Annotated in this window: 21 protein-coding genes and 3 tRNA genes; 8 read left to right on the plus strand and 16 right to left on the minus strand. The window is 48.3% G+C overall.

Annotated elements, in window-relative coordinates; all coding sequences use genetic code 11:
* The first annotated feature begins 94 nt into the window (after positions 1-94).
* Entirely contained in the window at positions 95-1,681 is a 1,587-nt protein-coding gene (gene tyrR / locus CPY98_RS09620) for a transcriptional regulator TyrR (RefSeq protein WP_025801226.1), read from the plus strand.
* 70 nt (positions 1,682-1,751) lie between these two features.
* Here tyrR and tpx read toward each other — a convergent pair whose 3' ends face one another.
* Positions 1,752-2,255, minus strand: coding sequence for a thiol peroxidase (gene tpx, locus CPY98_RS09625; RefSeq protein ID WP_025801227.1), 504 nt, complete (start codon positions 2,253-2,255; stop codon positions 1,752-1,754).
* Positions 2,256-2,543: 288 nt separating this feature from the next.
* Here tpx and ycjG point away from each other — a divergent pair, with 288 nt between their 5' ends.
* Entirely contained in the window at positions 2,544-3,521 is a 978-nt protein-coding gene (gene ycjG / locus CPY98_RS09630) for an L-Ala-D/L-Glu epimerase (RefSeq protein WP_096387487.1), read from the plus strand.
* A gap of 8 nt (positions 3,522-3,529) precedes the next feature.
* On the opposite strand, the gene mpaA is transcribed toward ycjG, so the two are convergent.
* Complete coding sequence (gene mpaA / locus CPY98_RS09635) at positions 3,530-4,249, minus strand: murein tripeptide amidase MpaA (protein ID WP_046450222.1); 720 nt, start codon at positions 4,247-4,249, stop codon at positions 3,530-3,532.
* A 262-nt stretch (positions 4,250-4,511) separates the two neighbouring features.
* Between mpaA and CPY98_RS09640 the strand changes: the two genes are divergently transcribed.
* A complete protein-coding gene (locus CPY98_RS09640; RefSeq protein ID WP_096387489.1) occupies positions 4,512-6,128 on the plus strand; it encodes an ABC transporter substrate-binding protein in 1,617 nt (538 codons plus the stop codon).
* On the opposite strand, the gene CPY98_RS09645 is transcribed toward CPY98_RS09640, so the two are convergent.
* A complete protein-coding gene (locus CPY98_RS09645) occupies positions 6,118-7,560 on the minus strand; it encodes a transporter substrate-binding domain-containing protein (RefSeq protein WP_096387491.1) in 1,443 nt (480 codons plus the stop codon). The two genes, CPY98_RS09640 and CPY98_RS09645, sit on opposite strands and share 11 nt — an antisense overlap.
* A gap of 382 nt (positions 7,561-7,942) precedes the next feature.
* Here CPY98_RS09645 and CPY98_RS09650 point away from each other — a divergent pair, with 382 nt between their 5' ends.
* The gene (locus CPY98_RS09650) at positions 7,943-8,944 is read left to right on the plus strand and encodes a L,D-transpeptidase family protein (RefSeq protein WP_043493097.1); all 1,002 of its coding nucleotides are present in this window, start codon (positions 7,943-7,945) and stop codon (positions 8,942-8,944) included.
* A gap of 214 nt (positions 8,945-9,158) precedes the next feature.
* On the opposite strand, the gene CPY98_RS09655 is transcribed toward CPY98_RS09650, so the two are convergent.
* From CPY98_RS09655 to CPY98_RS09680, 6 genes are all read right to left on the minus strand, one after another.
* On the minus strand, positions 9,159-9,395 hold the full coding sequence (locus CPY98_RS09655) for a major outer membrane lipoprotein (protein ID WP_025801233.1): 237 nt from the start codon (positions 9,393-9,395) through the stop codon (positions 9,159-9,161).
* 302 nt (positions 9,396-9,697) lie between these two features.
* Positions 9,698-11,110, minus strand: coding sequence for a pyruvate kinase PykF (gene pykF / locus CPY98_RS09660; protein ID WP_025801234.1), 1,413 nt, complete (start codon positions 11,108-11,110; stop codon positions 9,698-9,700).
* Between the two features lie 545 nt (positions 11,111-11,655).
* Positions 11,656-11,732, minus strand: a tRNA-Val gene (locus tag CPY98_RS09665).
* A 20-nt stretch (positions 11,733-11,752) separates the two neighbouring features.
* Positions 11,753-11,829 (minus strand) — tRNA-Val (locus tag CPY98_RS09670).
* 20 nt (positions 11,830-11,849) lie between these two features.
* Positions 11,850-11,926, minus strand: a tRNA-Val gene (locus CPY98_RS09675).
* Positions 11,927-12,105: 179 nt separating this feature from the next.
* Entirely contained in the window at positions 12,106-13,476 is a 1,371-nt protein-coding gene (locus CPY98_RS09680) for an MATE family efflux transporter (protein ID WP_025801235.1), read from the minus strand.
* 300 nt (positions 13,477-13,776) lie between these two features.
* Here CPY98_RS09680 and CPY98_RS09685 point away from each other — a divergent pair, with 300 nt between their 5' ends.
* Positions 13,777-14,427 (plus strand): riboflavin synthase, encoded by a 651-nt coding sequence (locus tag CPY98_RS09685; RefSeq protein ID WP_025801236.1) that lies wholly within the window; start codon positions 13,777-13,779, stop codon positions 14,425-14,427.
* Between the two features lie 52 nt (positions 14,428-14,479).
* Here CPY98_RS09685 and CPY98_RS09690 read toward each other — a convergent pair whose 3' ends face one another.
* Both CPY98_RS09690 and CPY98_RS20995 read right to left on the minus strand, forming a co-directional pair.
* Positions 14,480-14,896: a hypothetical protein gene (locus CPY98_RS09690; RefSeq protein WP_096387493.1), complete on the minus strand. Its 417-nt coding sequence runs from the start codon at positions 14,894-14,896 to the stop codon at positions 14,480-14,482.
* Between the two features lie 63 nt (positions 14,897-14,959).
* Positions 14,960-16,363, minus strand: a complete 1,404-nt coding sequence (locus CPY98_RS20995) for a YadA C-terminal domain-containing protein (RefSeq protein WP_231899455.1) — start codon at positions 16,361-16,363, stop codon at positions 14,960-14,962.
* Between the two features lie 308 nt (positions 16,364-16,671).
* Here CPY98_RS20995 and CPY98_RS09700 point away from each other — a divergent pair, with 308 nt between their 5' ends.
* On the plus strand, positions 16,672-17,001 hold the full coding sequence (locus CPY98_RS09700; RefSeq protein ID WP_043493098.1) for a hypothetical protein: 330 nt from the start codon (positions 16,672-16,674) through the stop codon (positions 16,999-17,001).
* A gap of 111 nt (positions 17,002-17,112) precedes the next feature.
* On the opposite strand, the gene CPY98_RS09705 is transcribed toward CPY98_RS09700, so the two are convergent.
* Positions 17,113-18,489, minus strand: coding sequence for an MFS transporter (locus CPY98_RS09705; protein WP_096387495.1), 1,377 nt, complete (start codon positions 18,487-18,489; stop codon positions 17,113-17,115).
* Between the two features lie 222 nt (positions 18,490-18,711).
* On the opposite strand from CPY98_RS09705, the gene kdgR reads away from it, so the two are divergent.
* The gene (kdgR, locus tag CPY98_RS09710; protein WP_040045028.1) at positions 18,712-19,500 is read left to right on the plus strand and encodes a DNA-binding transcriptional regulator KdgR; all 789 of its coding nucleotides are present in this window, start codon (positions 18,712-18,714) and stop codon (positions 19,498-19,500) included.
* A gap of 67 nt (positions 19,501-19,567) precedes the next feature.
* Here kdgR and CPY98_RS09715 read toward each other — a convergent pair whose 3' ends face one another.
* The 3 genes from CPY98_RS09715 to hxpB form a co-directional block, all read right to left on the minus strand.
* Positions 19,568-20,959 carry an L-cystine transporter gene (locus CPY98_RS09715; protein ID WP_157743842.1) on the minus strand — a complete coding sequence of 464 codons (1,392 nt, stop codon included), beginning with the start codon at positions 20,957-20,959 and terminating at the stop codon, positions 19,568-19,570.
* A 245-nt stretch (positions 20,960-21,204) separates the two neighbouring features.
* The gene (locus tag CPY98_RS09720; protein WP_043493108.1) at positions 21,205-21,747 is read right to left on the minus strand and encodes a metal-dependent hydrolase; all 543 of its coding nucleotides are present in this window, start codon (positions 21,745-21,747) and stop codon (positions 21,205-21,207) included.
* A gap of 149 nt (positions 21,748-21,896) precedes the next feature.
* Positions 21,897-22,559 (minus strand): hexitol phosphatase HxpB, encoded by a 663-nt coding sequence (gene hxpB, locus CPY98_RS09725; protein WP_043493110.1) that lies wholly within the window; start codon positions 22,557-22,559, stop codon positions 21,897-21,899.
* A gap of 280 nt (positions 22,560-22,839) precedes the next feature.
* Between hxpB and CPY98_RS09730 the strand changes: the two genes are divergently transcribed.
* Complete coding sequence (locus CPY98_RS09730; RefSeq protein ID WP_043493111.1) at positions 22,840-23,385, plus strand: YniB family protein; 546 nt, start codon at positions 22,840-22,842, stop codon at positions 23,383-23,385.
* Positions 23,386-23,453: 68 nt separating this feature from the next.
* On the opposite strand, the gene CPY98_RS09735 is transcribed toward CPY98_RS09730, so the two are convergent.
* Positions 23,454-24,560 carry a DUF1266 domain-containing protein gene (locus tag CPY98_RS09735; protein WP_096387497.1) on the minus strand — a complete coding sequence of 369 codons (1,107 nt, stop codon included), beginning with the start codon at positions 24,558-24,560 and terminating at the stop codon, positions 23,454-23,456.
* Between the last annotated feature and the right edge of the window lie 229 nt (positions 24,561-24,789).

The following is a 24,789-nucleotide window of genomic DNA, read 5'->3' on the forward strand; positions in this document are numbered from 1 at the left end:
ATGATAGTCAACGTGATGTAGGGCAATTGGTTTTCTCTCGTGTATCTACACGTATGTTTTACACACCGTAATATGCAGATTAAGGTCAAAACTGATGCGCCTGGAAGTTTTTTGTGAAGACCGAATCGGCTTAACCCGAGAACTGCTGGATCTGCTGGCAGCGCGTAATATTGATTTGCGCGGGATTGAGATCGATACCATCGGTCGTATCTATTTGAATTTTAATGAACTTGACTTTGAAGTCTTCCGTCAGTTAATGGCAGAGATCCGCCGCATCAGCGGTGTCACCGACGTACGCACCGTGCCATACATGCCGTCAGAGCGTGAACACCGTGCTATGTGGGCGTTGCTAGAATCCTTGCCGGAGCCCGTTTTCTCTATTGATATGAAAGGGAAGGTTGAGCTGGCAAACCAAGCGGCGCTAACGCTGTTTGGTACCACAGAAGACAAGATCTGTAATCAAACCGCAGGTGGACTGATTGGCGGCTACAACTTTTTGCGTTGGTTGGAGAACGAAACCGTTGCTCCCCATGCCGAAAAAGTGGTTATTCGCGGTCAAGATTATCTGATGGATATCACGCCAATCTATCTGGGTGAAGAGCAGGGCGAAATGTCTGCCCCCGTGGGCGCGGTTGTGGTGTTGAAATCGGCGGTTCGCATTGGGCGTCAGCTGCAAAACCTCACGGTGAATGACGATAGCGAATTCGAACACATTATTGGTGTTAGCCCGAAAATGCGTCAGGTGCTCGAGCAGGCGCGTAAGCTCGCCATGTTAGACGCACCTTTGCTGATTGTGGGCGATACCGGTACCGGTAAAGATGTCCTGGCTCGCGCCTGTCATCTGCGTAGCCCACGCGGCAAACAGCCTTTCTTGGCATTGAACTGTGCCGCCTTGCCAGACGACGTGGCCGAGAGCGAACTGTTTGGCCACGCAGCGGGTGCTTATCCGAATGCGCTGGAAGGCAAAAAAGGCTTCTTTGAACAGGCCAACGGTGGCTCGGTATTGCTGGATGAAATCGGTGAGATGTCACCGCGTATGCAAACCAAACTGCTACGTTTCCTCAACGACGGCACATTCCGCCGCGTGGGTGAAGAGCACGAGGTGAGCGTAGACGTTCGCGTTATCTGTGCGACGCAGAAAAACCTGATCGATCTGGTGCAGCGCGGATTGTTCCGTGAGGATCTTTATTATCGCCTTAACGTCTTGACGTTGAATCTGCCGCCACTGCGCGAACGTACGCAGGATATCATGCCGTTGACCGAGCTGTTTGTCTCGCGCTTTGCCGATGAGCAAGGGATGCCAAGACCGCGTTTAGCACCTGAGTTGAACGCGTTCCTTAGCCAGTACGGCTGGCCGGGCAACGTTCGTCAGTTGAAGAATGCGATCTATCGTGCGTTAACCCAGCTCGAGGGCTATGAGCTGCGTCCACAAGACGTTGTTCTGCCAGAGTTTGAAGCTGAAATGGCGTTGGGTGACGAAGTGCTGGACGGTTCGCTGGATGATATTTGCAAGCGCTTCGAGCGTTCGGTGCTAACTCGTTTGTACCGCAACTATCCAAGCACGCGTAAGCTAGCAAAACGTTTAGGCGTATCGCATACCGCGATTGCCAATAAACTCCGCGAGTATGGCCTTAGCAGTCGGCGTCATGTGGAAACTCACCCAGACGCAGAAGAGAACTAAAAAAACGCGGTGCTGAATTCAGCACCGCGTTTTTGTTTCTATCGTGACTACAATAAATATCGCAACAGAATTACTTCAGAGAAGCTAATGCCGCATCGTAGTTTGGCTCTTCGGTGATTTCATTCACCAGTTGGCTGTAGACCACGTTGTCGTTGCCGTCTAAAACGACCACGGCACGCGCGGTTAAACCGGCCAATGGGCCATCGGTAATGGCAACACCGTAATCATGCTTGAAGTCGCCACCACGCAGGGTCGACAGCGTGATGACGTTGTTCAGACCTTCAGCGCCGCAGAAGCGAGACTGAGCGAAAGGAAGGTCGGCCGAAATGCACAGCACAACGGCGTTATCAGTCTGGCTTGCCAGCTGGTTGAATTTTCGCACTGATGCTGCGCAAACGCCGGTATCAATGCTTGGGAAGATATTCAGGATTTTACGTTTACCAGCCAGACTTGCCAGATCAACATCGGAAAGGTCTTTGGCTACCAGTTTGAAAGGTTTGGCTTTATCGCCAGCCTGAGGGATTTTACCGGCTACGTGTACTGGGTTGCCTTGAAAATGAACTGTCTGCGTCATTATGGTATTTCCTATTACAGTTAGTTAACACGAACTAGAGTTTACGCTAACACGATAGCCTTGAATATACGAACAATTTTAAATATCTACGTATACCCTTCATATTTCATGCTGCATTTTTGTTAGCTGCATTCGCACACCCGAGTCACTTACATCAGTAAGCTCATCGGGATGCGCTCACTTGCTGCCTCAATGCAACATGAACTATTTTGGGTATAACATTATGATGTTTTTGGCTAATACTTCAGCTATCCGCATTCTGCCTTTTATTAGCGCTAAGGAATAAGCATGAAAACAATGCGTTTTTATTCAGAAGTTTGGCCTTTGCATACCCCCTTTGTGATTGCTCGGGGCAGCCGAACAGAAGCTTACGTTGTCGTCGTTGAAATTGAGCAAGACGGCGTGGTTGGCGTCGGGGAATGTACGCCCTATGCGCGCTATGACGAAAGCGTGGACTCTGTGCTCGCGCAGCTTGCCTCGGTGAAATCCGCTATTGAGAACGGACTTGATCGCCGTGAGTTATTAGCAAGATTACCGGCAGGCGCGGCACGGAATGCGGTTGACTGTGCGCTATGGGATCTGGTGTGTAAGCAAACCAACATCACGCTGTGGGAACAATGCAACGTGCCACAGCCAGAACGTATTGTGATGGCGCAGACCGTCTCAATTGGATCGCCGGAACAGATGGCCTCCACCGCGCTTTCTTTATTCCAGAAGGGTGCGACGTTGCTGAAAATCAAGCTCGACGATCATCTTATTACTGAACGATTGATGGCGATCCGTACCGCTGTACCCGAGATGACGTTAATCGTTGATGCCAATGAATCTTGGCAGGCCGAAGGACTAGCGGCGCGCTGTCAGCTGTTGGCCGATGTTGGCGTTGTGATGCTGGAGCAGCCTTTACCCGCGAATCAAGACGAGGCGCTGGCTCATTTCATTCATCCCTTACCGATTTGCGCAGATGAAAGCTGTCATACCCGCGATGACTTTGCCGCGCTGAAAGGCCGCTATGACATGATAAACATCAAACTGGATAAAACCGGTGGCCTGACGGAGGCACTAGCGCTGCGTTCATTAGCGCAGAAAGAGGGCATGGCGATTATGCTGGGTTGCATGATTTGCACCTCTCGCGCCATTCGTGCGGCTTTACCGTTAGCGCCAGCGGCCAAGTTCGTGGATTTCGATGGTCCGACGTGGCTGGCGCAGGATGCGAGTCCTGCGCTAAATTTCAGCTGTGGTGGTATTCAGCTTAAAGTGCCTGCGTAAAACACGGGTTATAAATCGTAGTCGATCAGCGCCAGCAGTGCCGGAAGGTATTTTTCGCTGGCGAGATCGGCAGAAATCGCCGGTAGCTCAAGCGTAATGCAGGGCAGGCTGAGGTCAGCACACCAGCTGCCAAATGATCCCGGTGTTTCATATCCGACGTTGCTCACTAAAGGCAGTTCAAAATCGGCGGAAAGCTGCTGCCCGAGCAGCGTTTGATGCGGATCCTCCACACAGGCGAGAGGCTCATGCAATGAAACGACCCACGCCGGTTTCAAACGGTGGATCAGCTGGCAGAGCGCCTGCGTTTCGGGTTCTGAGCCTGCGGCGTCGCCGGTAGATAGCCTAACATCTCTTTCGCTGCTGGCGCTGTTCCAGCGATATACGCTATGACCGGATAGCCAGTTAGCCGCAGGAAAATTGCGATTGAGATCCACGCCAGCAGAGTTTGCTCGCAATCCTAGCTGACAGCCATCGGGGTTGACCGCCAAAATGACATGGTGACGTTGCTGCATCGGCTGGAGACTGCGTAATGCGCAGGACAAGGCGATGACTGCGGTTGTTTCGTCACCGTGGGTGCCCGCAATAATCAGCCCTGTATCACGGTCAGGTTGAACGGCGGGGAAATAGAGAAGCGGTGCGCCGAGCAACGAATGTCCATAGGTGACCGCCGTCGCGCTAATTTGGCCACGTTCGGAGCGAGGGCGGATCTGTTTTACACCATTTCCCATGCAACAGTTTTCCCGTAATAGTAGAATAATGCCGTCATACTTGAAGCTGCATCCGTGCTCGCTTTCTGCTTGGATGTAACTCCAATTATTTGGGTCTAAGTCTGAATAATTTCCGTCTGTTAACCTTCTTATTAAGGCACACTTTTTGACCTCAGAAAACGTTCGCAACGACAAAAATAAACGAGCGTGGGGAATAACGGTGTCTGGGATTAGGGAATGCTGCCGGCCGTGCCAATGATTTTGGATATATAGGGTTCTATTTATGCATCTTTTTCGTATTACTGCATTATCCGTATTGATTGCTTCGGGGTTCGTTTCTGCGCAGGCCGCGCAGGTTCCTGCGGGAACCGTTTTGGCTGAAAAACAAGAGATTGTTCGTCATATTAAAGATGAACCGGCTTCGTTAGATCCGGCAAAGGTGGTGGGATTACCCGAGGCGCAGGTGGCGCGAGATCTGTTTGAAGGATTGGTTAATCAGGGCGCAGACGGCAAGCCAACGCCCGGCGTGGCTCAGAGTTGGCAAACGACCGATAATAAACGCTATGTGTTTAAGCTACGTGAGAACGCTAAGTGGTCGAACGGCGATCCGGTAACGGCCTATGACTTCGTCTATAGCTGGCAGCGTTTAGTGAATCCTAAAACGCTGTCGCCGTTTGCTTGGTTTGCGCAAATGGCGGGTATTGCCAATGCCGAAGGCATTATTAGCGGCCAAGTGCCGGTACAAAAATTAGGTGTCGCTGCGCCGGATTCGCATACGCTGGTGGTTCAGCTGAATAAGCCCGTCCCGTTCTTCGTAAACTTATTGGCTAATTTTAGTTTGTTCCCCGTACCGCAAAAAACCATCGAAAGATACGGTAACGATTGGACTAAGCCAGAGAATTTGGTGGGTAACGGCGCATACGCCATGCAGGAACGGGTGGTTAACGAAAAAATTGTGTTAAAACCTAATCCGTATTATTGGGATCATAAAAATACCGTCATCACTAAAGTGACGTTTATCCCGATTAATCAAGAGTCTGCGGCAACCAAGCGCTATCTGGCAGGGGATATTGATATCACAGAATCCTTCCCTAAAAACATGTATCACAAATTAATGAAGGATATTCCCGAGCAGGTCTATACGCCGGACCAGTTAGGCACCTATTACTACGCCTTTAACACGCAAAAAGCGCCGCTCAATGATGCTCGCGTGCGTAGAGCACTCTCGTACGCCATCGACAGACAGATTATTGCCGAGAAAGTATTAGGTACCGGTGAGAAGCCTGCCTATCATTTAACGCCAGATGTAACCGCAGGATTCGAGCCTGTACCGCTGGCTATTCAGAAAATGACGCAGGCTGAACGCAACAAACAAGCGAAAGCATGGCTGAAAGAAGCAGGCTATGGGCCGAATAAGCCGTTAAAGCTCACCTTGCTGTACAACACCTCAGAGAACCACCAGAAAATTGCGATCGCGGTGGCTTCCATGTGGAAAAAGTCGTTGGGTGCACAGGTCAAACTGACTAATCAGGAGTGGAAAACCTATATCGATAGCCGCAACACCGGCAAATTTGATGTGGTTCGTGCGTCTTGGGTGGGAGACTACAATGAAGCATCGACATTCTTGACGCTGTTGACGTCGACCCATAACGGCAATATCGCTAAATTTAACAGCCCGGGATACGACAAACTATTAAAACAGGCCAGCGAGGAAACCGACGCCGGTAAACGTAACGCAGATTACGCGCAGGCCGAGCAAATTTTGGCCGACCAAGCACCGATTGCGCCGATCTATCAATACACCAATGGCCGCTTAATTAAGCCTTGGGTGAAGGGCTATCCGATTACTAACCCTGAAGATGTCGCCTATAGCCAGACGATGTACATCATTAAGCACTAGGTTGGCTGGGAGCAGGCGGAACGGCCTGCTCTTTCTTCTGTTGTTGCTGCTTGATGAGGGTATAAGCAACGTAATATTTGAAAATATTACTCACGTACTGCACCGTTTCATTGCCTATTTTCAATTGCGCCACGCGCTCCACGTTATTAAACCAGCGGTTAGGATCAAGCCCCATCAGCTTGGCCTGTTTTCTCAGTTTTTCTATCTTCGCAGGCCCGGCATTGTAGGCCGCAAAAGTGAAGAGCATCTTATTGAGTTCATCCATTGGCTGATCGGCAAAATAACGGTCTTGCATAAAACGGATATATTTAATTCCCGCATTGACATTAGGCTCTGCCAATGAAATATCGCCGACTTTAAGATCTTTTCCCGTGCTGGGAAGGATCTGCATGATGCCAATCGCGCCGCTATGGCTACGTTTGCTTTGGTCGAGCTGTGACTCTTGATAACCCTGTGACACCATCAGCAGCCAGTCTACGCTGTATTCCTGTCCATACTTTTGGAATATGGTCGTGAGCTGGTTGAATTTAGCGATCTCTTTTTCTGATGTGGCACTTTTTACCCACTTAACGCTGCGCAAATATTTATAAACCTGCTGGTTGCCAAACGATGTGCCTAATTTATGCGCTTTACAAAACGGATTAAGAACGGCGAGCAGCTGCGGTGAATTTTTGCGAACGGCTAAGGCAATATTACCATCGGTTCGTAATGAGAATTGATCGTAGGTTACTAGATTGGGATAGATCTTCTGCCAGAGCAAAGCGAGATAGCGGTCAACGACGGTGTAACCCGCCAGATTCGCATTCACCATTTCTAAAATATCTTCAGGCTCTAGATTGCCCGGTGCATTAATGACTTCAACCGGCGCCAGCTTGTTGCTGATTAAATGTTGATTAAGCTGCGCAATACTTTGCACATAGCTGGTGGACGGATTGATAAAGACGCTTTTTCCCGCTAAATCATCTCGCGTTGTGAGTGTCGGTTGAAGTTTATTGGCCACAATCACTTCATGCACGCCGCTGGCTAGCGGTAGGGCGAAATCAACCTGCTGTTGGCGCTCTGGTGTAATGGTGAGGTTTGCGGCAATCAGATCGCCTTTGCCCGCCAATAAATCAGGGATCAGCCTATCGCGTGAGGTGGGGATGACGACGATATGGATCTTTTTGTCGGGTTTGATGCCGTTATTTAGCGTTTTATCAAACTGTTGCATCAGCTCAACCATCAGCCCACGCGGGGTGCCTTGGTTATCCAAAAAATAGAAAGTTTTGCTGTAGGGGATCAAAACGCGAATGATCCTGCGCTGTTGCATGGCATCGAAATCACCATAGACAGAATTGATGGTGGTAGGAAGCGAAAGGGTTTTGCTCGGCGCTGCGTGGCTCGCAGTGCCAATGAAGAAGAGAGCAATGAGTAAAAATAGGCAGCGCACCATATTTCCACCTGAATATTTCCACCCGGTTCGGGGACGTGAAAGAAGGATGGGCGAGAAGTCGCGCAATTTGATTAATTATAGTTGCTGGGAAATGGGGTGCGGTTTTTTTGTGCAGCTTGCATCATTAGCGTATACCGAAGAACAGATCAATCTGATTCACGAAGGTTAATTTTTTGTGCATATTAGCAGCGAAACCGTTAACAAACTGAAATATATAGTAAAAATATTTTAGTAACGCATTGATTTACTGGCATTTAAATTGCCTTTTCCTCTCTGGCTGTTAGTATAACTGGTGTTTATAAAACGGGCAGTTCTACAGCCTTGTACAATTAATTAATTATCCTTCGGCCTGGAGGATAACTGATAAGACTGGGAATCAAGCATGAAGCGTGCACTACCTCTTGTAACTATGTTGCTTTCGGTATGGATGGCAGGGACGTCTGTCGCCAATGCAACCGAATACCCTTTGCCGCCGCCAGACAGCCGTTTGATTGGCGAAAACACCACCTTTACCGTACAGAATAATGGCAAACCGCTAGAGGATGTTGCCGCGCGCTTCCAAATCGGGTTGCTAGGGATGTTGGAAGCTAACCCTGGCGTAGATCCTTATTTGCCGAAACCGGGTACGGTGCTGACGATTCCGACTCAGATGCTGCTACCGGATGCCCCACGTGAGGGTATCGTCATTAATTTGGCTGAAATGCGTTTGTTCTACTACCCGAAAGGGCAGAGCAAGGTGGTGGTTTATCCGATTGGTATTGGTCAGCTAGGGCGAAATACGCCAGAAATGGTGACCAGCGTTTCTCAGCCGATTGCTAACCCAACGTGGACGCCAACGGCCAATATCCGCAAGCATTACAAAGCCGAGGGTATCACGCTGCCTGCTGTGGTCCCTGCGGGTCCTGAAAACCCGATGGGGTTGTTCGCGCTGCGCCTATCCGCACAGGGTGGGGTTTATCTGATCCACGGTACTAATGCTAATTTCGGTATTGGCATGCGCGTTAGCTCTGGTTGTATCCGCCTGCGTCCTGACGACATCGAAGCATTATTTAAAACCGTTCCAAAAGGAACGCGCGTGCAGATCGTGAATGCCCCCGTGAAAGTGTCGGTGGAGCCCGATGGCAAGCGCTATGTAGAAGTGCACCAGCCGCTATCGCGCACTGAGAAAGACGATCCACAAACGATGCATATTGCGCTAAAACCAGCAGCGAAGAAGTTTGCTGACAGCCAGCTAACCGATCGTTTGGTGTTTGACGAGGCTGTGAAGCGCCGTTCAGGTATGCCGGTGATTGTGAACCATGGTCAGGAAGTGAAATCAGAGCCTGAAACGAACGCAGTGAAGATTACGCAAGCTAAGGCAACTTCGACTAGCGCCACAGAGTAAAAACTCACAGCGAGCGTTGAGCGCAGTCTCACATTATTTAAAAGGGATGCCGCAAGGTGTCCTTTTTTTATTGCTGCGATGTAAGAAGGTTCTGGGCTGATCTTAAAAAAGCGGGCTAAAGGCAAGTCGGCGAAGAGAAGGGCGGGAAAGGGCGGAATTGAGAGATAAAAAAAGGCGCACCGAAGTGCGCCTTTATTACATGACTCAAGAAATATTATTTCTTGTATTTAGTAGCCATGTTGTCCAGACGCTGGTTAGCGCGTGCTGCGTCGTCTTTAGCAGTCTGAACGTCAGCGCGCATTGCGTTAACGTCGTTGCTCAGCTGATCAACTTTGGTGTTCAGAGTCTGAACATCAGTAGACAGTTGGTCGATTTTAGCATTGCTTGAACAACCAGCCAGCATAGTAGAAGCCAGGATTACTGCGCCCAGTACCAGTTTAGTACGATTCATTATAAAACCCTCTAGATTGAGTTAATCTCCATGTAGCGTTACAAGTATTACACAAACTATTTTCTAAAGAGAATAAATTTTTCGTACTAAATCGCTTTATTTTGATCGTTCGCTCAAAGAAACGCCTTCTTTTGCCAAAAGGTTAAAAAAAGGAGAGAAAACAGGTCATTTCTATTGGATTCATCTTATTTGATTTGAAAATTAATTATATTAATAATACGAATTCAAGAGGAAAAAATGCTGTACAAATGTAAAAAAAAAGCGCCGGAAACCGGCGCTTGATATATTGAGAATAAATGCTATTACAGAACGTGCACGGAAGCGGTGTTGGTGGTGCCGCTGGAAACCAGTGCGCCAGAAACCATAACCACGATGTCGCCTTTCTGAGCCAGACCACTTTCAACCGCAACTTCTTTACCGATACGGTAGAAATCGTCAGTAGAAGCGATCTCTTTAACCAGCATAGGAACCACGCCTTTGCTCAGGATCAGCTGGCGAGCGGTAACTGGGTTAGTGGTCAGAGCCAGGATCATGGCATCTGGGAAGTATTTACGAACGGCTTTAGCTGATTTACCACCGGCAGTTGCTACCACGATCAGTGGAGCGTCCAGTTTTTCAGCAGTTTCTACTGCGCCACGGCAAACGGCTTCGGTGATGCGCAGTTTACGGCTGTCGTGCAGAGTATCAATACGGCTCTGCATCACGCGGTCAGTACGCTCACAGATGGTCGCCATGATGCTAACGGCTTCAAGCGGGTATTTACCCTTAGCACTTTCACCAGACAGCATCACTGCGTCAGTACCGTCCAGAATGGCGTTAGCCACGTCGCCTGCTTCTGCGCGGGTTGGACGTGGGTTTTTGATCATGGAATCGAGCATCTGAGTTGCAGTGATAACAACTTTACGTGCACGGTTACATTTTTCGATCATCATTTTCTGAGCGAAAATAACTTCTTCAACTGGGATTTCAACGCCCAGGTCACCACGAGCAACCATGATGCCGTCAGAAGCTTCCAGAATTTCGTCGAAGTTGTTCAGACCTTCTTGGTTTTCGATCTTAGAGATGATCTGAATGTTTTCGCCGCCGTGGGCTTTCAGGTGCTCACGGATTTCCATCACGTCAGAACGTTTACGGATAAATGAAGCCGCAACGAAATCAACGCCTTGCTCGCAACCGAATACTAGGTCACGTTTGTCTTTTTCAGCCAGCGCTGGCAGTTGGATAGAAACGCCTGGCAGGTTAACGCCTTTGTTTTCGCCCAGATCGCCTGCGTTCAGAACTTTACATACCACTTCAGTTTCTGAAACTTCAATGACTTCCATACCGATCAAGCCATCGTCAACCAGAACGGTGTTGCCGATTTTCAGGTCAGCGGCGAAGCCAGGGTAGGTAACAGCAACACGGCTAGTATTGCCGATAACGCTCTGGTCGGTGGTGAAAGTGAAAGTCTGACCAGCGGTCAGCGCAGCGTCTTTGCCGCCTTCCAGTTTCATAGTACGGATTTCTGGACCTTTAGTGTCCAGCAGGATTGCAGCTTTCTTGCCGGTTTTTTCCATAACAGCGCGGATGTTTTTGATGCGCTGTCCGTGTTCTTCATAATCACCGTGGGAGAAGTTAAGACGCATAACGTTCATGCCTGCGGTCAGCATGTTGTTCAGCATTTCTTCGGATTCGGTCTTAGGACCGATGGTGCATACAATTTTGGTCTTTTTCATGAAGTTTAATTTCTGCAAGTTGTGATGGATTGAAAAAACAGAGTGCTCAAGACATTGCCGTGAGCAAGAGATGAAGCCGATAAAACGATGTTGCTTAAAAGGTTAACGTTGCCTAAAAATTTGAACGTCGGTAATCGGGATGTAGAAACACTACTAAGAATAGATGACAGCTGGGGGATGGATGCGGAAAAGTGTTCTCCGCGTTTAAGAATTGATAAGCGCGAAAGCATATATGAGTTGTAGTTTGCGTAGCGACAGATCAAGGGCTGAAACCATTCAATTGAAATGACGTTTCGTATTATACGGTCTTAGTATCGGAAATGACAACGAATTTGCCCAAATCAACACGTGATTAGTTAAAAAAACGCCGATTGCTGCGCAAATGTAACAAATCCATTGCGTTTGTTGCGCAACAAATGAAAAGAGCCTGCGAGCGATATTTAGACTAGCAATGCGTTGATAAAATCAGTAATAAAGAATGATTAGAGCGTTTAGCGAGGTAGGACAGGGATAGGTTTTAGATAGAAGATGATACAGAGATTGAATGGTGCGTCCGAGTGAACTCGAATCACCGACCCCCACCATGTCAAGGTGGTGCTCTAACCAACTGAGCTACGGACGCATCGAAGAATCTCTTAAGAATGGTGCGTCCGAGTGAACTCGAATCACCGACCCCCACCATGTCAAGGTGGTGCTCTAACCAACTGAGCTACGGACGCAACGAAGAATTTCTTAAGAATGGTGCGTCCGAGTGAACTCGAATCACCGACCCCCACCATGTCAAGGTGGTGCTCTAACCAACTGAGCTACGGACGCATCCTGAACTGCTTTGTTAGCACGTAAGCCGTGCCAGACAACGGGGACGAATATTAACGGCACATGACACGGCTGGCAAGGGGGATTGCCAAAAATTCCTCTTAAATTCACACGATTGCTGATGATATGCGCATCTGGGTGAAAAAAACGGCATCTAGGATGCCGTTGAATAAGAGTGATTAACGCGCTGCGCGCTGCAAGATCCACGCGGCTGGCTGATTTTGTAGCCAGCGAATACGTAGCGCCATCATGATGGCGGCCGAGGTTAGGCCGATGATAAAGCCTGTCCAGAAGCCGCTTGGCCCCATTGCGGGTACGATATAGTCGGTCAGCGCCAGCACATAGCCGGTTGGCAGCCCCAAAATCCAGTACGCCGTGAAAGTAATAAAGAAAATCGACCGCGTATCTTTATAACCACGCAGCACACCGCTACCGATAACCTGAACCGAATCGGAAATCTGATAAATTGCCGCCAGCAGCATGAGGTGCGATGCCATGGTGATAACTTCAGGGTTGTCGTTGTAGAGCAGGGCAATAGGCTCGCGGAAGATAACGGTGAAAATAGCGGTACATGCCGCCATCGTCATGCCCACGGCAATACTGGTTCGCGCCGCGACCTTCGCATTTTCTGCCGAGCCTTCGCCTAACCGGTAACCCACGCGAATAGTGGCCGCTACGCCGAGTGACATCGGCAATACAAACATCAGCGAGCTGAAGTTCAGTGCAATTTGATGGCCCGCGACGGAAACGATACCCAGCGGTGAAACCAGCAAAGCGACAACGGCAAACAGCGTTACTTCGAAAAACAGCGCTAAAGCAACCGGCATACCGATATTAATCAGACGATGGATCGTTGCCCACTGCGGGGCTTCCATGCCTTTTTGGCGTAAATCGCGCAGGCTGGATGAATGACGAACATACCAGCGCATGATGAAATACATCACCCAATACACGCTACCCGTGGCCACGCCGCAGCCGACGCCGCCCAGCGCTGGAGCGCCTAATTTCCCGTAGATGAAAATGTAGTTAATCGGGATGTTGACCAACAGACCGATGAAACCAATGACCATGCCCGGTTTGGTTTTCGACAGGCCCTCGCACTGATTACGTAGTACCTGGAAGAACAAATACCCCGGCGCGCCCCACATAATCGCGTGCAGGTAGCCAATGGCTTTGCTCGACAAATCATGATCGATGTTATGCATCATATCGATGATATGTTTGGAATTATAAAGCACTACGATGATTAAAACCGACACGCCAAACGCCAGCCAGAAGCCTTGTCGCACCTGATGCTCAATTTTATCGCGGCGACCCGCGCCGTTTAGCTGAGCAATGACCGGAGTTAAAGCCAGCAGCAAACCGTGGCCAAACAAAATAGCCGGTAGCCAAATGGAGGTCCCAACGGCAACGGCCGCCATATCTGTGGCGCTAACGCCGCCTGCCATGATGGTGTCAACAAAACCCATGGCCGTTTGTGAAACCTGCGCAATGATAACGGGAATAGCCAGAGCTAATAAGCTACGCGCTTCTATCCAATACTTCTGCACGTATACACCTTTTTATTTTAAATGAGAGAGAAAACAGACAAGTAAACGCCTCTTCGCGGAAAGTCCTAAAGAGGGTAACGCGATACTCAGCAATCCGATCGCCGATGTGGCGTCAAACGTGAAGAGTATAAACAGAGAGTGAACGATTCTACCTGCAGATACAGCACAAGAGAATGAAAAGTGTAGTTGATGAGTCGGGTATATGCTGTTTTTTAGCGGCTGGATTTGGTTTTATCTAGGGTTTGCGGCAAACTGCTAGATAATTGTTTTCGAAAAGACATTATTGCAGAGGCATCATTTATGTTTACCGGTATTGTTCAGGGCACCGCTCCCGTCGTGTCCATTGATGAAAAATCAAATTTTCGTACTCATGTAGTTAAATTTCCGCAGGAGTTATTGCCCGATCTTGAACTCGGTGCGTCCGTTGCTCACAACGGCTGTTGTTTGACCGTGACGAAAGTGGAAGGCGACCTGGTTAGCTTTGATTTGATGAAAGAAACGCTGCGCATCACTAATCTGGGCGATGTAACGGTAGGTAGCGTGGTGAATCTGGAGCGAGCAGCGAAGTTTAGTGATGAAATCGGCGGGCATTTAATGTCTGGCCATATCATCTGTACCGCTGAAATCGTTAAAATCCTGACCTCAGAGAACAATCGCCAGATTTGGTTCAAAATGCCTAATCCTGAGCTGATGAAGTACGTATTGCACAAAGGTTTTATCGGTATCGACGGTATTAGTTTGACTATCGGCGAGGTAACGAAGAGCCGTTTTTGCGTGCATTTGATCCCAGAAACACTGCAACGCACCACGCTTGGCGTGAAACGTCTGGGCGACAAAGTGAATATTGAGATCGATCCGCAAACTCAAGCCGTAGTTGATACGGTGGAACGCGTATTGGCCAGCCGAGACGCAGCATTGCAAGTGGCTATGAAAGCTGATTCTGTGGCTTGATCATGTAAAATACGTAGCCGGATGCTGTTTTCACCTCATCCGGCTTTTAACCTTACTTCAAATAGCCTTTAAACTGACGATTCTCCATCAGCGCCACTTTTCCCTTGGTATAAAAAATTACCTGATAGTTTCCCTGTGAATACACCGACGCATCGGCATTTTTTTCATCTAATGCTGCAGGTTTACCATCGACGGTGACAATTCCATCAGCGCCACGCTTGACCGTTACGCCAAAGCCAGTTTTAACAACCGGTTTATGCGTTGCTTGAGCATACTGCTTCTGCGCGTTTTCTAGCGCCTGCTTTTCTGCAGCCGAGTTGATCGCGTTTTCTCTGCTTTGCTCTGCGATATAGCAGGCGTCTTTGCTGATGCCCTGAGACTCACATTTCGCCATGCGGTCTGCTGGGGATGAGCAGCTCGCTAGCAGTCCAACTGCAATGCCAACCAGCAATAATTTTTGTGCTTTCATCATTTCTCTCCACTCATCGGGGATGGGACATCCCCAATACTGTTAATCATAGCCTGTAGATAGTTACCAGCCGACGGATACACCCGCGCCGTAGCCAACGTTATCTTGTGAATCATCAGAGACTGTCAGTTTAACCACGCTATTTGAGGTGGCATGAAATGAGGCACCCACGGCAATGGCGTTCTCATTGTCATAACCACCAACGCCAGCGCCAACGGCAAACTGCTGGTTCTCTGTTACCTGAGGGATATTAGCTTGGGCAAAGGCAGCACTCACTCCTGCCGAGGCTTGTTTCTTATTCTCATCAATACGTGAATCTTGTGATGACTGATGCTGCTCAACCGAATCTAAACGCTGAGCGTTTGCCCTTATTGCAGCGCTGTTTTCAGCGTTACGACGATGGTTTTCAGCAATATTTCTGTTGTCGACATTGAATTGCTGAGCGTCGTATCGCGCTGTGTCTGCCATGCTATTAAGGATAAATATCTGTCTTTTGTTAAGTTGCTTATCCAGTGAATTATCTGTTTCAGTGCTGGTTGTTGTTTTATATGGGGCTGCGGTTGTATTTCTGCCAACAACTTCGGTGGCTGAAGTATTTGGCCGATGCGTTTCACCGTAATAAACCGGTTGGGTAGCGTCAGTTTTAACAACGTATTGCGGAGTGCCGGTATGCTTATCTGCATAGTTAGCAACGGGCGACGTATTCGGCCGATGTGTTTCACCGTAATAAACCGGTTTGGTAGCGTCGGTTTTAATCACGTATTGCGGTGTACCGGTATGCTTATCTGCATAGTTGGCAACGGGCGACGTATTTGGCCGATGCGTTTCACCGTAATAAACCGGTTTGGTAGTGTCAGTTTTGACAACGTATTGCGGCGTGCCGGTGTGCTTATCGGCATAGTTGGCAACGTGCGACGTATTTGGCCGATGCGTTTCACCGTAATAAACCGGTTTGGTAGCGTCGGTTTTAATCACGTATTGCGGAGTGCCGATATGCTTATCGGCATAGTTAGCAACGGGCGACGTATTTGGCCGATGCGTTTCACCGTAATAAACCGGTTTGGTAGTGTCAGTTTTGACAACGTATTGCGGAGTGCCGGTATGTTTGTCTGCATAATTCGGATCAGGCTGTGCGACAGTTTGCTTCGCTATTTCTGCCTCATCAGATTCAAACTGCGGGATCCAGAACGTCTGCAAATCATAGTTGTGGCTATCGAGCAGATTATGGGCGGTCTGATTGCTGCTGCCTATGTTGGTCGTCGGTGAGTCAACAAAGGTGGCTTTAGATGCTGAGGAATAGTCGAATAAGGGGTCATTAATTTTATGATTGTCGAGTACCCATCGTCTGAAGGCGATGGCCTCCGCTGATGAACCGCCTAGTGCGTCAGTTAAGGTTAAACTAGCATTTGCTGCGCCAGCGATAGAGAAAGTAATAGCCGCAGCGATAAAAGTTATTTTGCGATTCATAGATAGATTAACCTAAAAATAAATATGTTCGTTATGGTATTTAAGTAAGCGTTATATTGTTCCTGTTAGAGTGGAATTTATGTGCATATAAAAATCCTATCAATACTTATTTTTCATTCAACAAAAAGATAACAATGTTTTTTGTTCTTGTTGAGTTCATTTATATGTTCTCATTAAGAGAATTTGGTGTTCTTGGTACTGGCAAGTTATTGTATCGATGAGATTCGTTAAGATGAAAAACTTTCAGGATCATCAAGGGTTTGATAAAATAGTAAAACCAGATTTTTAACCTATTAGGAACAAATTTAGTGAACGAATTCACTCGAATTTTTAACGATTTAGACATAGATAAGACCGAACTGACGATGTTGCTTAATACCCCTCGGAACACCATTTTCAACTATCTAAAGGGATCGGTAACTAATATGCCTGCCAGCGCGGTTACCTTGATTACGCTTTTGGCATTTATTAAACAGCATCATCCAAGGGCATTTGAGGAGTGGGGAGAGGTCACGCGCTACAACAAGAATCAGGAAAAAAGGGACGGAAATACGCTGTCGCTGTTCGATATCATCAATGACGAAGTGCTTTTGCAGGGTATCGTTCGCCACGGTGAACTGAGAGGATTCATCAAGTAAGAAGAGTCACAACCGAGCTGATAAGCATCAAAGCACCCCATTGCGTTGTTTGGCGATGATTCTTATCATTTTGGTAGGGAACCCATCAGGGTTCCCTTTTTTATGCGTATTTTACTGAGAGACTGGTTTCGGTTGGCGAATGCGTAAGCTGCTGACAATCGCGGCACAAAGGGCAAATAGGGCACCCAGCAGTAATGATGAGTGCGTACCCAGATCGCCAAACAGATTGAACATCAGCGCCACCAGCGCGGCTCCGCTGGTTTGCCCCAGCAGGCGAGCAGTGCCTAGCATCCCACTGGCACCACCGCTACGATGACGCGGCGCAGAAGAGATCATGGTGTGGTTGTTCGGTGATTGGAAAATGCCAAAACCCGCACCACAGAGTGCCATTCGCCAGATTATATCGATGTTCGTTGGATCTGAAGGCAGCAATGCCAGCGACAGCAACCCAATGGCGAACAGCATTAAGCCAATACTCCCCAACAGCCCAGCGTTAAAGCGCTCAAGCAAACGCCCAGCAATCGGAGCCATTATCATGGTGGCGATAGGCCAAGGCGTAAGCAGTAGACCGGTCATCACTTCCGTTTTGCCAAGTACCGTTTGCAGGAAAAACGGTAACGAAACGAATGCCAGCATCTGTGCGGTGAAGGAACATATCGATGTACCTACCGACAACGAAAATATTGGAATGCGCAATAGATCGACGGGCAGCAATGGGAATTCTTGATTGAGCTGGCGGCGCACAAAAAGGGTGCCCACGATTAGCATAATGATCAGCTCGCCTAACAACAAAAGGTTGTTTTGACGCTGAGCAAAGCCGCTAATGGCAGAAATCAGTAGGCCGAAGGTGAGTGCGTTAAGCAACGCGCTGTAGCCATCGAATTTTGGCTTACCCACTTTGGGTGGATTTTCTGGCAGAAACTTCATGCCGCAAATAAAGGCGGCAATGCCAATTGGTACGTTAACGGCAAATAACCACGGCCAGCTACTGACGGACAGGATCGCCGCCGCTACCGATGGCCCCGCAGCGGCAGAAACCGCGACGATTAAGGCGTTAATTCCCATTCCACGCCCGAGAAAACGTTGAGGATAGATTAAACGCACCAGCGCGACGTTCACGCTCATCACCGCCGCCGCGCCAAAGCCTTGCAGCACTCTGGCGAGGGTGAGTGTCCAGAGTGAATCGGACATCGCGCAACCCAATGACGTCACACTAAACACCAACAATCCGGTAAGGTAAATTTTGCGGTAGCCAATGATATCGCCCAAGGACGCCAGCGAGAGCAACGAAATGGTAATGGCGAGCTGGTAGGCGTTAACAATCCACACCGACGTTGCGGCAGAGGCGTTAAGATCGCGGGCAATAGTAGGAAGGGCGACGTTAGCAATAGCGCCATCAAGTACCGCGACGGTGATACCGAGTGCAATGGCTAAAATTGCGCCGTATCGTTGAGGCAGTGGAACGCCATCAGTTGTGGTTGATTTCATTCGGCAACAATCGTTAAGAGTTTATTAGTCAGTGGCGGAACTATAACTTTTATTACCACTTGAGACTACCGTCACATTTAGCTTTGTTTGTAACAAAGGATCTAGCGTGCGGAAACGGTTAACCACCTGATTACCCTGTTTAACAGGCTGTATTTCGGTAGCTGTTCCTTTTATAATGAAACATAGGTTCGATTTAATCATCTGATAGGGTAAAGAAATACAATGTCAACAGATATAGATAAACAACCCGATTCGGTCTCTTCTGTACTTAAAGTGTTTGGGATTTTACAAGCGCTCACCGAAGAGCGCGAAATAGGCATCACTGAGCTGTCCCAGCGCGTCATGATGTCGAAAAGCACCGTCTATCGTTTTCTGCAAACCATGAAGTCTCTCGGCTATGTTTCGCAGGAGAGTGAATCAGAGAAATACTCACTCACGCTCAAACTGTTTGAACTGGGCGCGCACGCTTTACAAAACGTCGATTTAATCCGCAGCGCTGATATTGAAATGCGTGAGCTTTCACGTTTAACCCGTGAAACTATTCACCTTGGCGCTTTGGATGAAGATGGGATTGTCTACATTCATAAAATTGACTCAATGTACAACCTGCGTATGTATTCGCGTATTGGTCGTCGTAATCCGCTGCACACCACCGCGATTGGTAAAGTGCTGCTGGCTTGGCGCGATCGTAGTGAAGCAGAAGAAATCATCAGTCAGATTGAGTTTAAGCGTAGCACCGATAAAACGATCCTCACTCCAGAAGCGTTGCTGGCGGCGCTTGATGTGGTGAAAGAGCAAGGCTTTGGTGAAGATATCGAAGAACAGGAAGAAGGGCTGCGCTGTATCGCTGTACCTGTTTTCGACCGCTTTGGCGTGGTGATTGCTGGGCTGAGTATTTCATTCCCTACGATCCGCTTCTCAGAAGATGCTAAACACGAATACGTGAAGATGCTGCATACCGCAGCGCGTAATATTTCTGAGCAGCTGGGCTATCACGATTATCCGTTCTAATTAATCGCGGATAGGAAATATAAAAGGGAGCCAATGGCTCCCTTTTTTGTCTATTAAGCGAGCTTACTTACTGATGTGCCAGCTCGGCTTCTTCTTCAGAATCAAACACGCTCTTATCCGTTTGACGTAGGATTTGGCTGGTGATAGTGCCTGCCGCCATTGAACCATTCACGTTCAACGCGGTGCGTCCCATATCAATCAGCGGTTCTACAGAGATAAGCAGCGCCACTAACGTAACCGGTAATCCCATCGCCGGTAAGACGATCAGTGCGGCAAATGTTGCACCGCCGCCAACGCCCGCAACACCTGCGGAGCTCACGGTGACAATACCCACCAGCGTCGCAATCCACAGCGGATCGAGCGGGTTAATCCCGACGGTTGGCGCAACCATCACCGCCAACATTGCGGGATAAAGCCCCGCACAACCGTTCTGACCAATCGTAGCACCGAAGGATGCTGAGAAACTGGCGATAGATTCAGGTATGCCGATACGGAGGGTTTGTGCTTCCACGTTCAATGGAATGCTGGCCGCGCTAGAACGGCTGGTGAAGGCGAATGTCAGAACCGGCCAGACTTTGCGGAAGAATTTTATTGGGTTAATGCCGGTGAACGACAGCAGTAAACCGTGCACCACAAACATGATCGCCAAGCCAAGATAGGACGCAACCACGAAGCTACCTAGCTTGATGATGTCGTGCATGTTTGAACCAGCAACCACCTTAGTCATCAGCGCCAGTACGCCGTAGGGCGTCAGCTTCATGATTTGGCGAACTAATTTCATTACCAGCGATTGTAAAGTGTCGATAGCGGTTAGAACGCGCTTACCTTTAACTTCATCATCTTTCAGCAGCTGCAGCGCCGCGGTTCCCAAAATTGCCGCAAAAATAACTACGCTGATAATAGACGTAGGGCTTGCGCCGGTTAGGTCGGCAAACGGGTTTTTAGGGATGAACGACAGCACCAGTTGAGGAACGCTCAGATCCGAGACTTTGCTGGCATAGTTGGTATTGATTGCTGCCAGGCGTGCGGTTTCTTGTACGCCTTGAACTAAACCTTCCGCCGTTAAGCCAAACAGGTTAGTCACAAACACCCCAACCAACGCCGCAATCATTGTGGTGAACAGCAGAGTGCCGATAGAAAGGAAGCTGATTTTTCCTAGCGATGACGCATTGTGCAGTTTAGCCACGGCGCTCAAGATAGACACGAGTACCAGCGGCATGACGATCATTTGTAGCAGCTGTACGTAGCCGTTTCCAACGATATTAAACCAGCTAATTGAATCTTTGAGTACCGGATTGTCTGAACCGTAAACCAGCTGCAGCCCTAAACCAAACAGGACACCCATAAATAAGCCCACTAAAACTTTTTTAGCGAGGCTCCATTTTGTACGACGTGTCTGCGCCAGCAGCAATAATAATGCTACAAACACCAGCACGTTAATCACGAGCGGTAGGTTCATCCCAATCTCCATCCCATTTCTAATATATGTTTTTATACGTTTCTGCGTGCCCTAAGGACGCCGAGGCCTCGTTGGGCTCGTGCGGCCTATGCTAAAACGTGATTATCTTAATCAATGCTATATATGCTAACAGCACCATACGCGTGATGCTTATATCCAAAATGAATTTATTATAATTTTTGCAGCGAGTTTGTGTGCTAAACAGTCAAAACGAAGGGTTTGTAACCAAAGCAGTGTGATTTGCATCATAATTTATGACTTACGTATCTGAGCAAATCGTAAAAAGGCATTAAATCGCCGCCCCAATAGAGGGCATAGCCGACAAGAGACATGCACAAGATCCGCTCTAGCTGATTGCCTTTCTGAGAATTGAGTATCGGTAACCGGAAACGCCATCGAATGGGCCACAGTAAAGGAACACCGGCGGGGGTGAGCATATCGGCAAGCAGATGGCTTAGGTATCCGATCACCATGGCGTGCATGGCATCGACGGGTATTCCCAGATAGCTCGGCATTTCACAGTTCAACAGAAAAATGCCGCCGATGACCGCCAGCAGGCTATGTGTAAAACCGCGATGGCCAAACATGCGGGCGATAGGTGACGACAGCCATTTAAGACGCTGGCCAAGCACCGATTTTGGGTGGTCGATATCTGGCCATAGGCAGGTGAGTAACGCGCCGGGGATGATATGCCACCAGTCGCCATGGGCGAGCGCAGGCGTCAATTCCGCTTTTTTAGCGAAAATGGCACAAGCGACAGAAAAAATAAGATGGCCTTCCGCCGTCATGATAAAACTCGCCGAGGGTACTGGTAATTTATCCAGCATATCGGAGTTTTCGCAGGAAGCAAGAGGTGACAGCGTAACAGATGACTGTTTGCTGTATAAATATACATAAAACGGAGCCTAAGGCAGGCTCCGCATGGTTTTAACGATGATTAAGGCTGAATATTCGCCGCAGTGAGCTCGTTAAGATTGTTTAATTTCACATCGGCTAATGCCCAACGAGGATCGTTAATATTTTCCGGCGCGGGCACAACAATAGAACGCATACGGGCCGCTTTAGTGGCGATCATGCCGTTAAACGAATCTTCGAGTGTCACGCAGTTGAGAGGATCAACGCCAAGCTGCTGAGCGGCGTTCAGATAAACTTCAGGATGCGGCTTGCTATACGGTAACGCTTCCGCTGAAACCACGGCGTCGAAATAGTGGCTGATGCTAAACATCTCTAGCACTTCATTGAGCATATAAAGTGGAGACGCAGAGGCTAAACCGATTTTCATTCCCTGCTGACGACACAGTTTTAGCGCATGTTCCACACCGGGCAGCAATGGTTTAGTTTCACGAACCAGTTCAATGACGCGGCGAATGATGCGCTCTGTGACTTCTTCTTGGCTGGCACCTTGCCATGGTGTGCGTTGGTACCACAGCTTCACCACTAAATCGATACGCAGACCTAAGGTTTCAGGAACATCTGCCGCAGCAACGTCGATGCCTAATGAGGTAAATACATCGTGTTCTCCCTGAGTCCACAATGGTTCAGAATCTATCAGCAACCCATCCATATCGAAAATTACGGCTTCAATGCGACTCACAGGCATTCCCTCATCTATGTGGTTTCAGACCGCCTGAACTGATGTTCAGCGTCATAACTTTATTTGCTGTGGTTACTCTAACATTCGCGCTGCTTTTGGTTAAGCCAGTTATACTAATCTAGCCTAAAGTATCAGCAAACCTGACCAATCAATTCAATCAGTTGAGATTGCGGTGAGGGAAACAGCCACGTAAACTGCCGTTATTCAAGGCGATGATTACGCATATGTACCCGTCATATTTCAAGCGACTTAAAGTATGACGGGTATTTCACATTAAGGGGATGGCATGACCTACCAACAAGCCGGTTGGGTTGCGGTGGCAAAACGGATATTCGGTTGGATAGTTTTTATTCCAGCGCTGCTTTCAACCACGGTGTCGATACTTAACTTTCTCTATCAGCATAGCCAAAAGCAAGAAGGGCTTAATGCCGTCATGCTCGATTTTGTGCATGTGATGATTGATATGGTGAAGTTTAATACTCACTTTCTGGATGTGTTCTGGTTCAATTCACCGCAGCCGGTATTAGGGCAGGGATTCACCGGCGGCAATATTATGTTTTGGATCATCTACTGGCTGATTTTCGTGGGGATGGCACTGCAAGCCTCGGGGGCTCGCATGTCACGGCAGGTACGCCATATTCGCGAAGGTATCGAAGACCAGCTGATTCTAGAACAGATGAAAGGAGCAGAAGGGCATTCGCGTGAAGCGTTAGAAAAACGCATTGTGCTACCGCGTCATACCATTTTCCTGCAGTTTTTCCCACTGTACATACTGCCAATTATCGTGGCGGTGATCGGGTACTTTATTCTCAAATTGCTGGGTATGCTGTAAGTGTAAAAAGGGGCATGCGTTGAACGCGGCCCCTTTTCGTATTATTGGTACTAGTCAAATTCTATTCTTTATTGCCACATTTCGTTCGCGCTTCTGTCAATTCGCTGATGCATTCTCTTATTAGCCAACAGCCCAAATCCTGTAAGCATGTCGGGTGATAACTCAATGCCAGAAGGAGAAGGCCAGCTCAGTTTTGCGATCGGCCAGCGACAGTATTTTTTGTAGCCATTAAATTGATCTAAGCGAAACTTTGCTATTTTGGGGTTGTTACTCCAGAAGGCATTCCCTAACCGATAGTTGGTATAGAAGTCATCAAAGCTTGCAAATATTTCATAGACGAAATCTGCGGTCTTCAACAGATCTTTCCACGCTTGTGACTCGTCAATCAATCCAGCGCTAAACGCATTGCGGCTCATGACGATTCCACGCCACAGATCAAACCCCCACAGTAAAGCTGGGGGGCGGTTACCAGAGCCTGAATGCAAGCAATCAAGAACATCTTTGGGGGTTACGCCAATTAATTCCGCTAAATGCTGCGATAATTGCTCTGACTTTTTGACTGCTTGAGCAGCAAATAAACGCGAATGCATGCCATTATGCAGCCTTTGTAACATCTTATGATAATCCTGCGCGGTCGCGATCCCCCAGTCATTATCAAGGAGTTGGAGATAACTGCTGGCAGAGGCAAGGGGAAAAAGATTGTAGTGATAGTCATCGTCTTTAACACGCGCCGCCAGCGGGTAATATTCCAACGTTTCACTCCAAAAGCCACAATCATAGAGCTGCACGATATCCAGCCGCAGAGCTTGTCGCTGGGACTGCGCCAACGGAACAAGACCCGCGTGCTGATAGTAACGACGTTGCTGTTGTGCTTGTCCGCTAAGTGTTCGATAAATAATTGCGTTGGCTAACAATAAGCAAATGAGCGTCATGCCCCAGAGGAATAGTGGCGTACTATGTTGCTCTGAGGGTGAAGTGATATAAGCATCAAAATAAAAATGGAGCAAAAGTGCGGTTCCAACGCACGCCCCCCCAAAAAGAACCCTCAGTTTCCATTTAAGTTGTGGTCTGAAACGCTTCAACTTTTCTTGGCCGGGATGATTTTGCCCAAAAAGGCTATTCCCAGCGCCTGGAAATCCTCGCCAGTTTGGGTGATTTTGCAACAGTTCCTTCATAATGTGTTTTCTTCCTTGGTTATTTCATTTAGGTCACTACCGGTAATCTCTGCATATTTTACGCTTAATTACAGGTCGTGATAATGAGCTAACTAATACTGAAGGGTAAATTTGTTTTGCAGAAGGGAGTTAAAGATGCTGTTGCCAGTGAGTAGAAAGCCACCCTTGTATGCGGTGGCTTTTGATATTTTGCGAATTAATCACACTAATAATGAAGCAGGTTTACGTC

The sequence above is a fragment of the Hafnia sp. CBA7124 genome (assembly GCF_002355555.1).
In the GTDB taxonomy this organism is placed as follows: Bacteria; Pseudomonadota; Gammaproteobacteria; order Enterobacterales; family Enterobacteriaceae; genus Hafnia; species Hafnia alvei.

Bases quoted from the DNA above. Each gene is read 5' to 3' on its own strand.
- CPY98_RS09645 (WP_096387491.1), bottom strand. From the start codon at position 7,560: ATGGTGCGCTGCCTATTTTTACTCATTGCTCTCTTCTTCATTGGCACT.
- CPY98_RS09690 (WP_096387493.1), bottom strand. From the start codon at position 14,896: ATGAAAGCACAAAAATTATTGCTGGTTGGCATTGCAGTTGGACTGCTA.
- pykF (WP_025801234.1), bottom strand. From the start codon at position 11,110: ATGAAAAAGACCAAAATTGTATGCACCATCGGTCCTAAGACCGAATCC.
- mpaA (WP_046450222.1), bottom strand. From the start codon at position 4,249: ATGGGAAATGGTGTAAAACAGATCCGCCCTCGCTCCGAACGTGGCCAA.
- CPY98_RS09735 (WP_096387497.1), bottom strand. From the start codon at position 24,560: ATGAAGGAACTGTTGCAAAATCACCCAAACTGGCGAGGATTTCCAGGC.
- tyrR (WP_025801226.1), top strand. From the start codon at position 95: ATGCGCCTGGAAGTTTTTTGTGAAGACCGAATCGGCTTAACCCGAGAA.
- ycjG (WP_096387487.1), top strand. From the start codon at position 2,544: ATGAAAACAATGCGTTTTTATTCAGAAGTTTGGCCTTTGCATACCCCC.
- CPY98_RS09720 (WP_043493108.1), bottom strand. From the start codon at position 21,747: ATGACGGCGGAAGGCCATCTTATTTTTTCTGTCGCTTGTGCCATTTTC.
- CPY98_RS09705 (WP_096387495.1), bottom strand. From the start codon at position 18,489: ATGAAATCAACCACAACTGATGGCGTTCCACTGCCTCAACGATACGGC.
- tpx (WP_025801227.1), bottom strand. From the start codon at position 2,255: ATGACGCAGACAGTTCATTTTCAAGGCAACCCAGTACACGTAGCCGGT.
- kdgR (WP_040045028.1), top strand. From the start codon at position 18,712: ATGTCAACAGATATAGATAAACAACCCGATTCGGTCTCTTCTGTACTT.
- CPY98_RS20995 (WP_231899455.1), bottom strand. From the start codon at position 16,363: ATGAATCGCAAAATAACTTTTATCGCTGCGGCTATTACTTTCTCTATC.
- CPY98_RS09715 (WP_157743842.1), bottom strand. From the start codon at position 20,959: ATGAACCTACCGCTCGTGATTAACGTGCTGGTGTTTGTAGCATTATTA.
- hxpB (WP_043493110.1), bottom strand. From the start codon at position 22,559: ATGCCTGTGAGTCGCATTGAAGCCGTAATTTTCGATATGGATGGGTTG.
- CPY98_RS09730 (WP_043493111.1), top strand. From the start codon at position 22,840: ATGACCTACCAACAAGCCGGTTGGGTTGCGGTGGCAAAACGGATATTC.
- CPY98_RS09655 (WP_025801233.1), bottom strand. From the start codon at position 9,395: ATGAATCGTACTAAACTGGTACTGGGCGCAGTAATCCTGGCTTCTACT.
- CPY98_RS09640 (WP_096387489.1), top strand. From the start codon at position 4,512: ATGCATCTTTTTCGTATTACTGCATTATCCGTATTGATTGCTTCGGGG.
- CPY98_RS09685 (WP_025801236.1), top strand. From the start codon at position 13,777: ATGTTTACCGGTATTGTTCAGGGCACCGCTCCCGTCGTGTCCATTGAT.
- CPY98_RS09650 (WP_043493097.1), top strand. From the start codon at position 7,943: ATGAAGCGTGCACTACCTCTTGTAACTATGTTGCTTTCGGTATGGATG.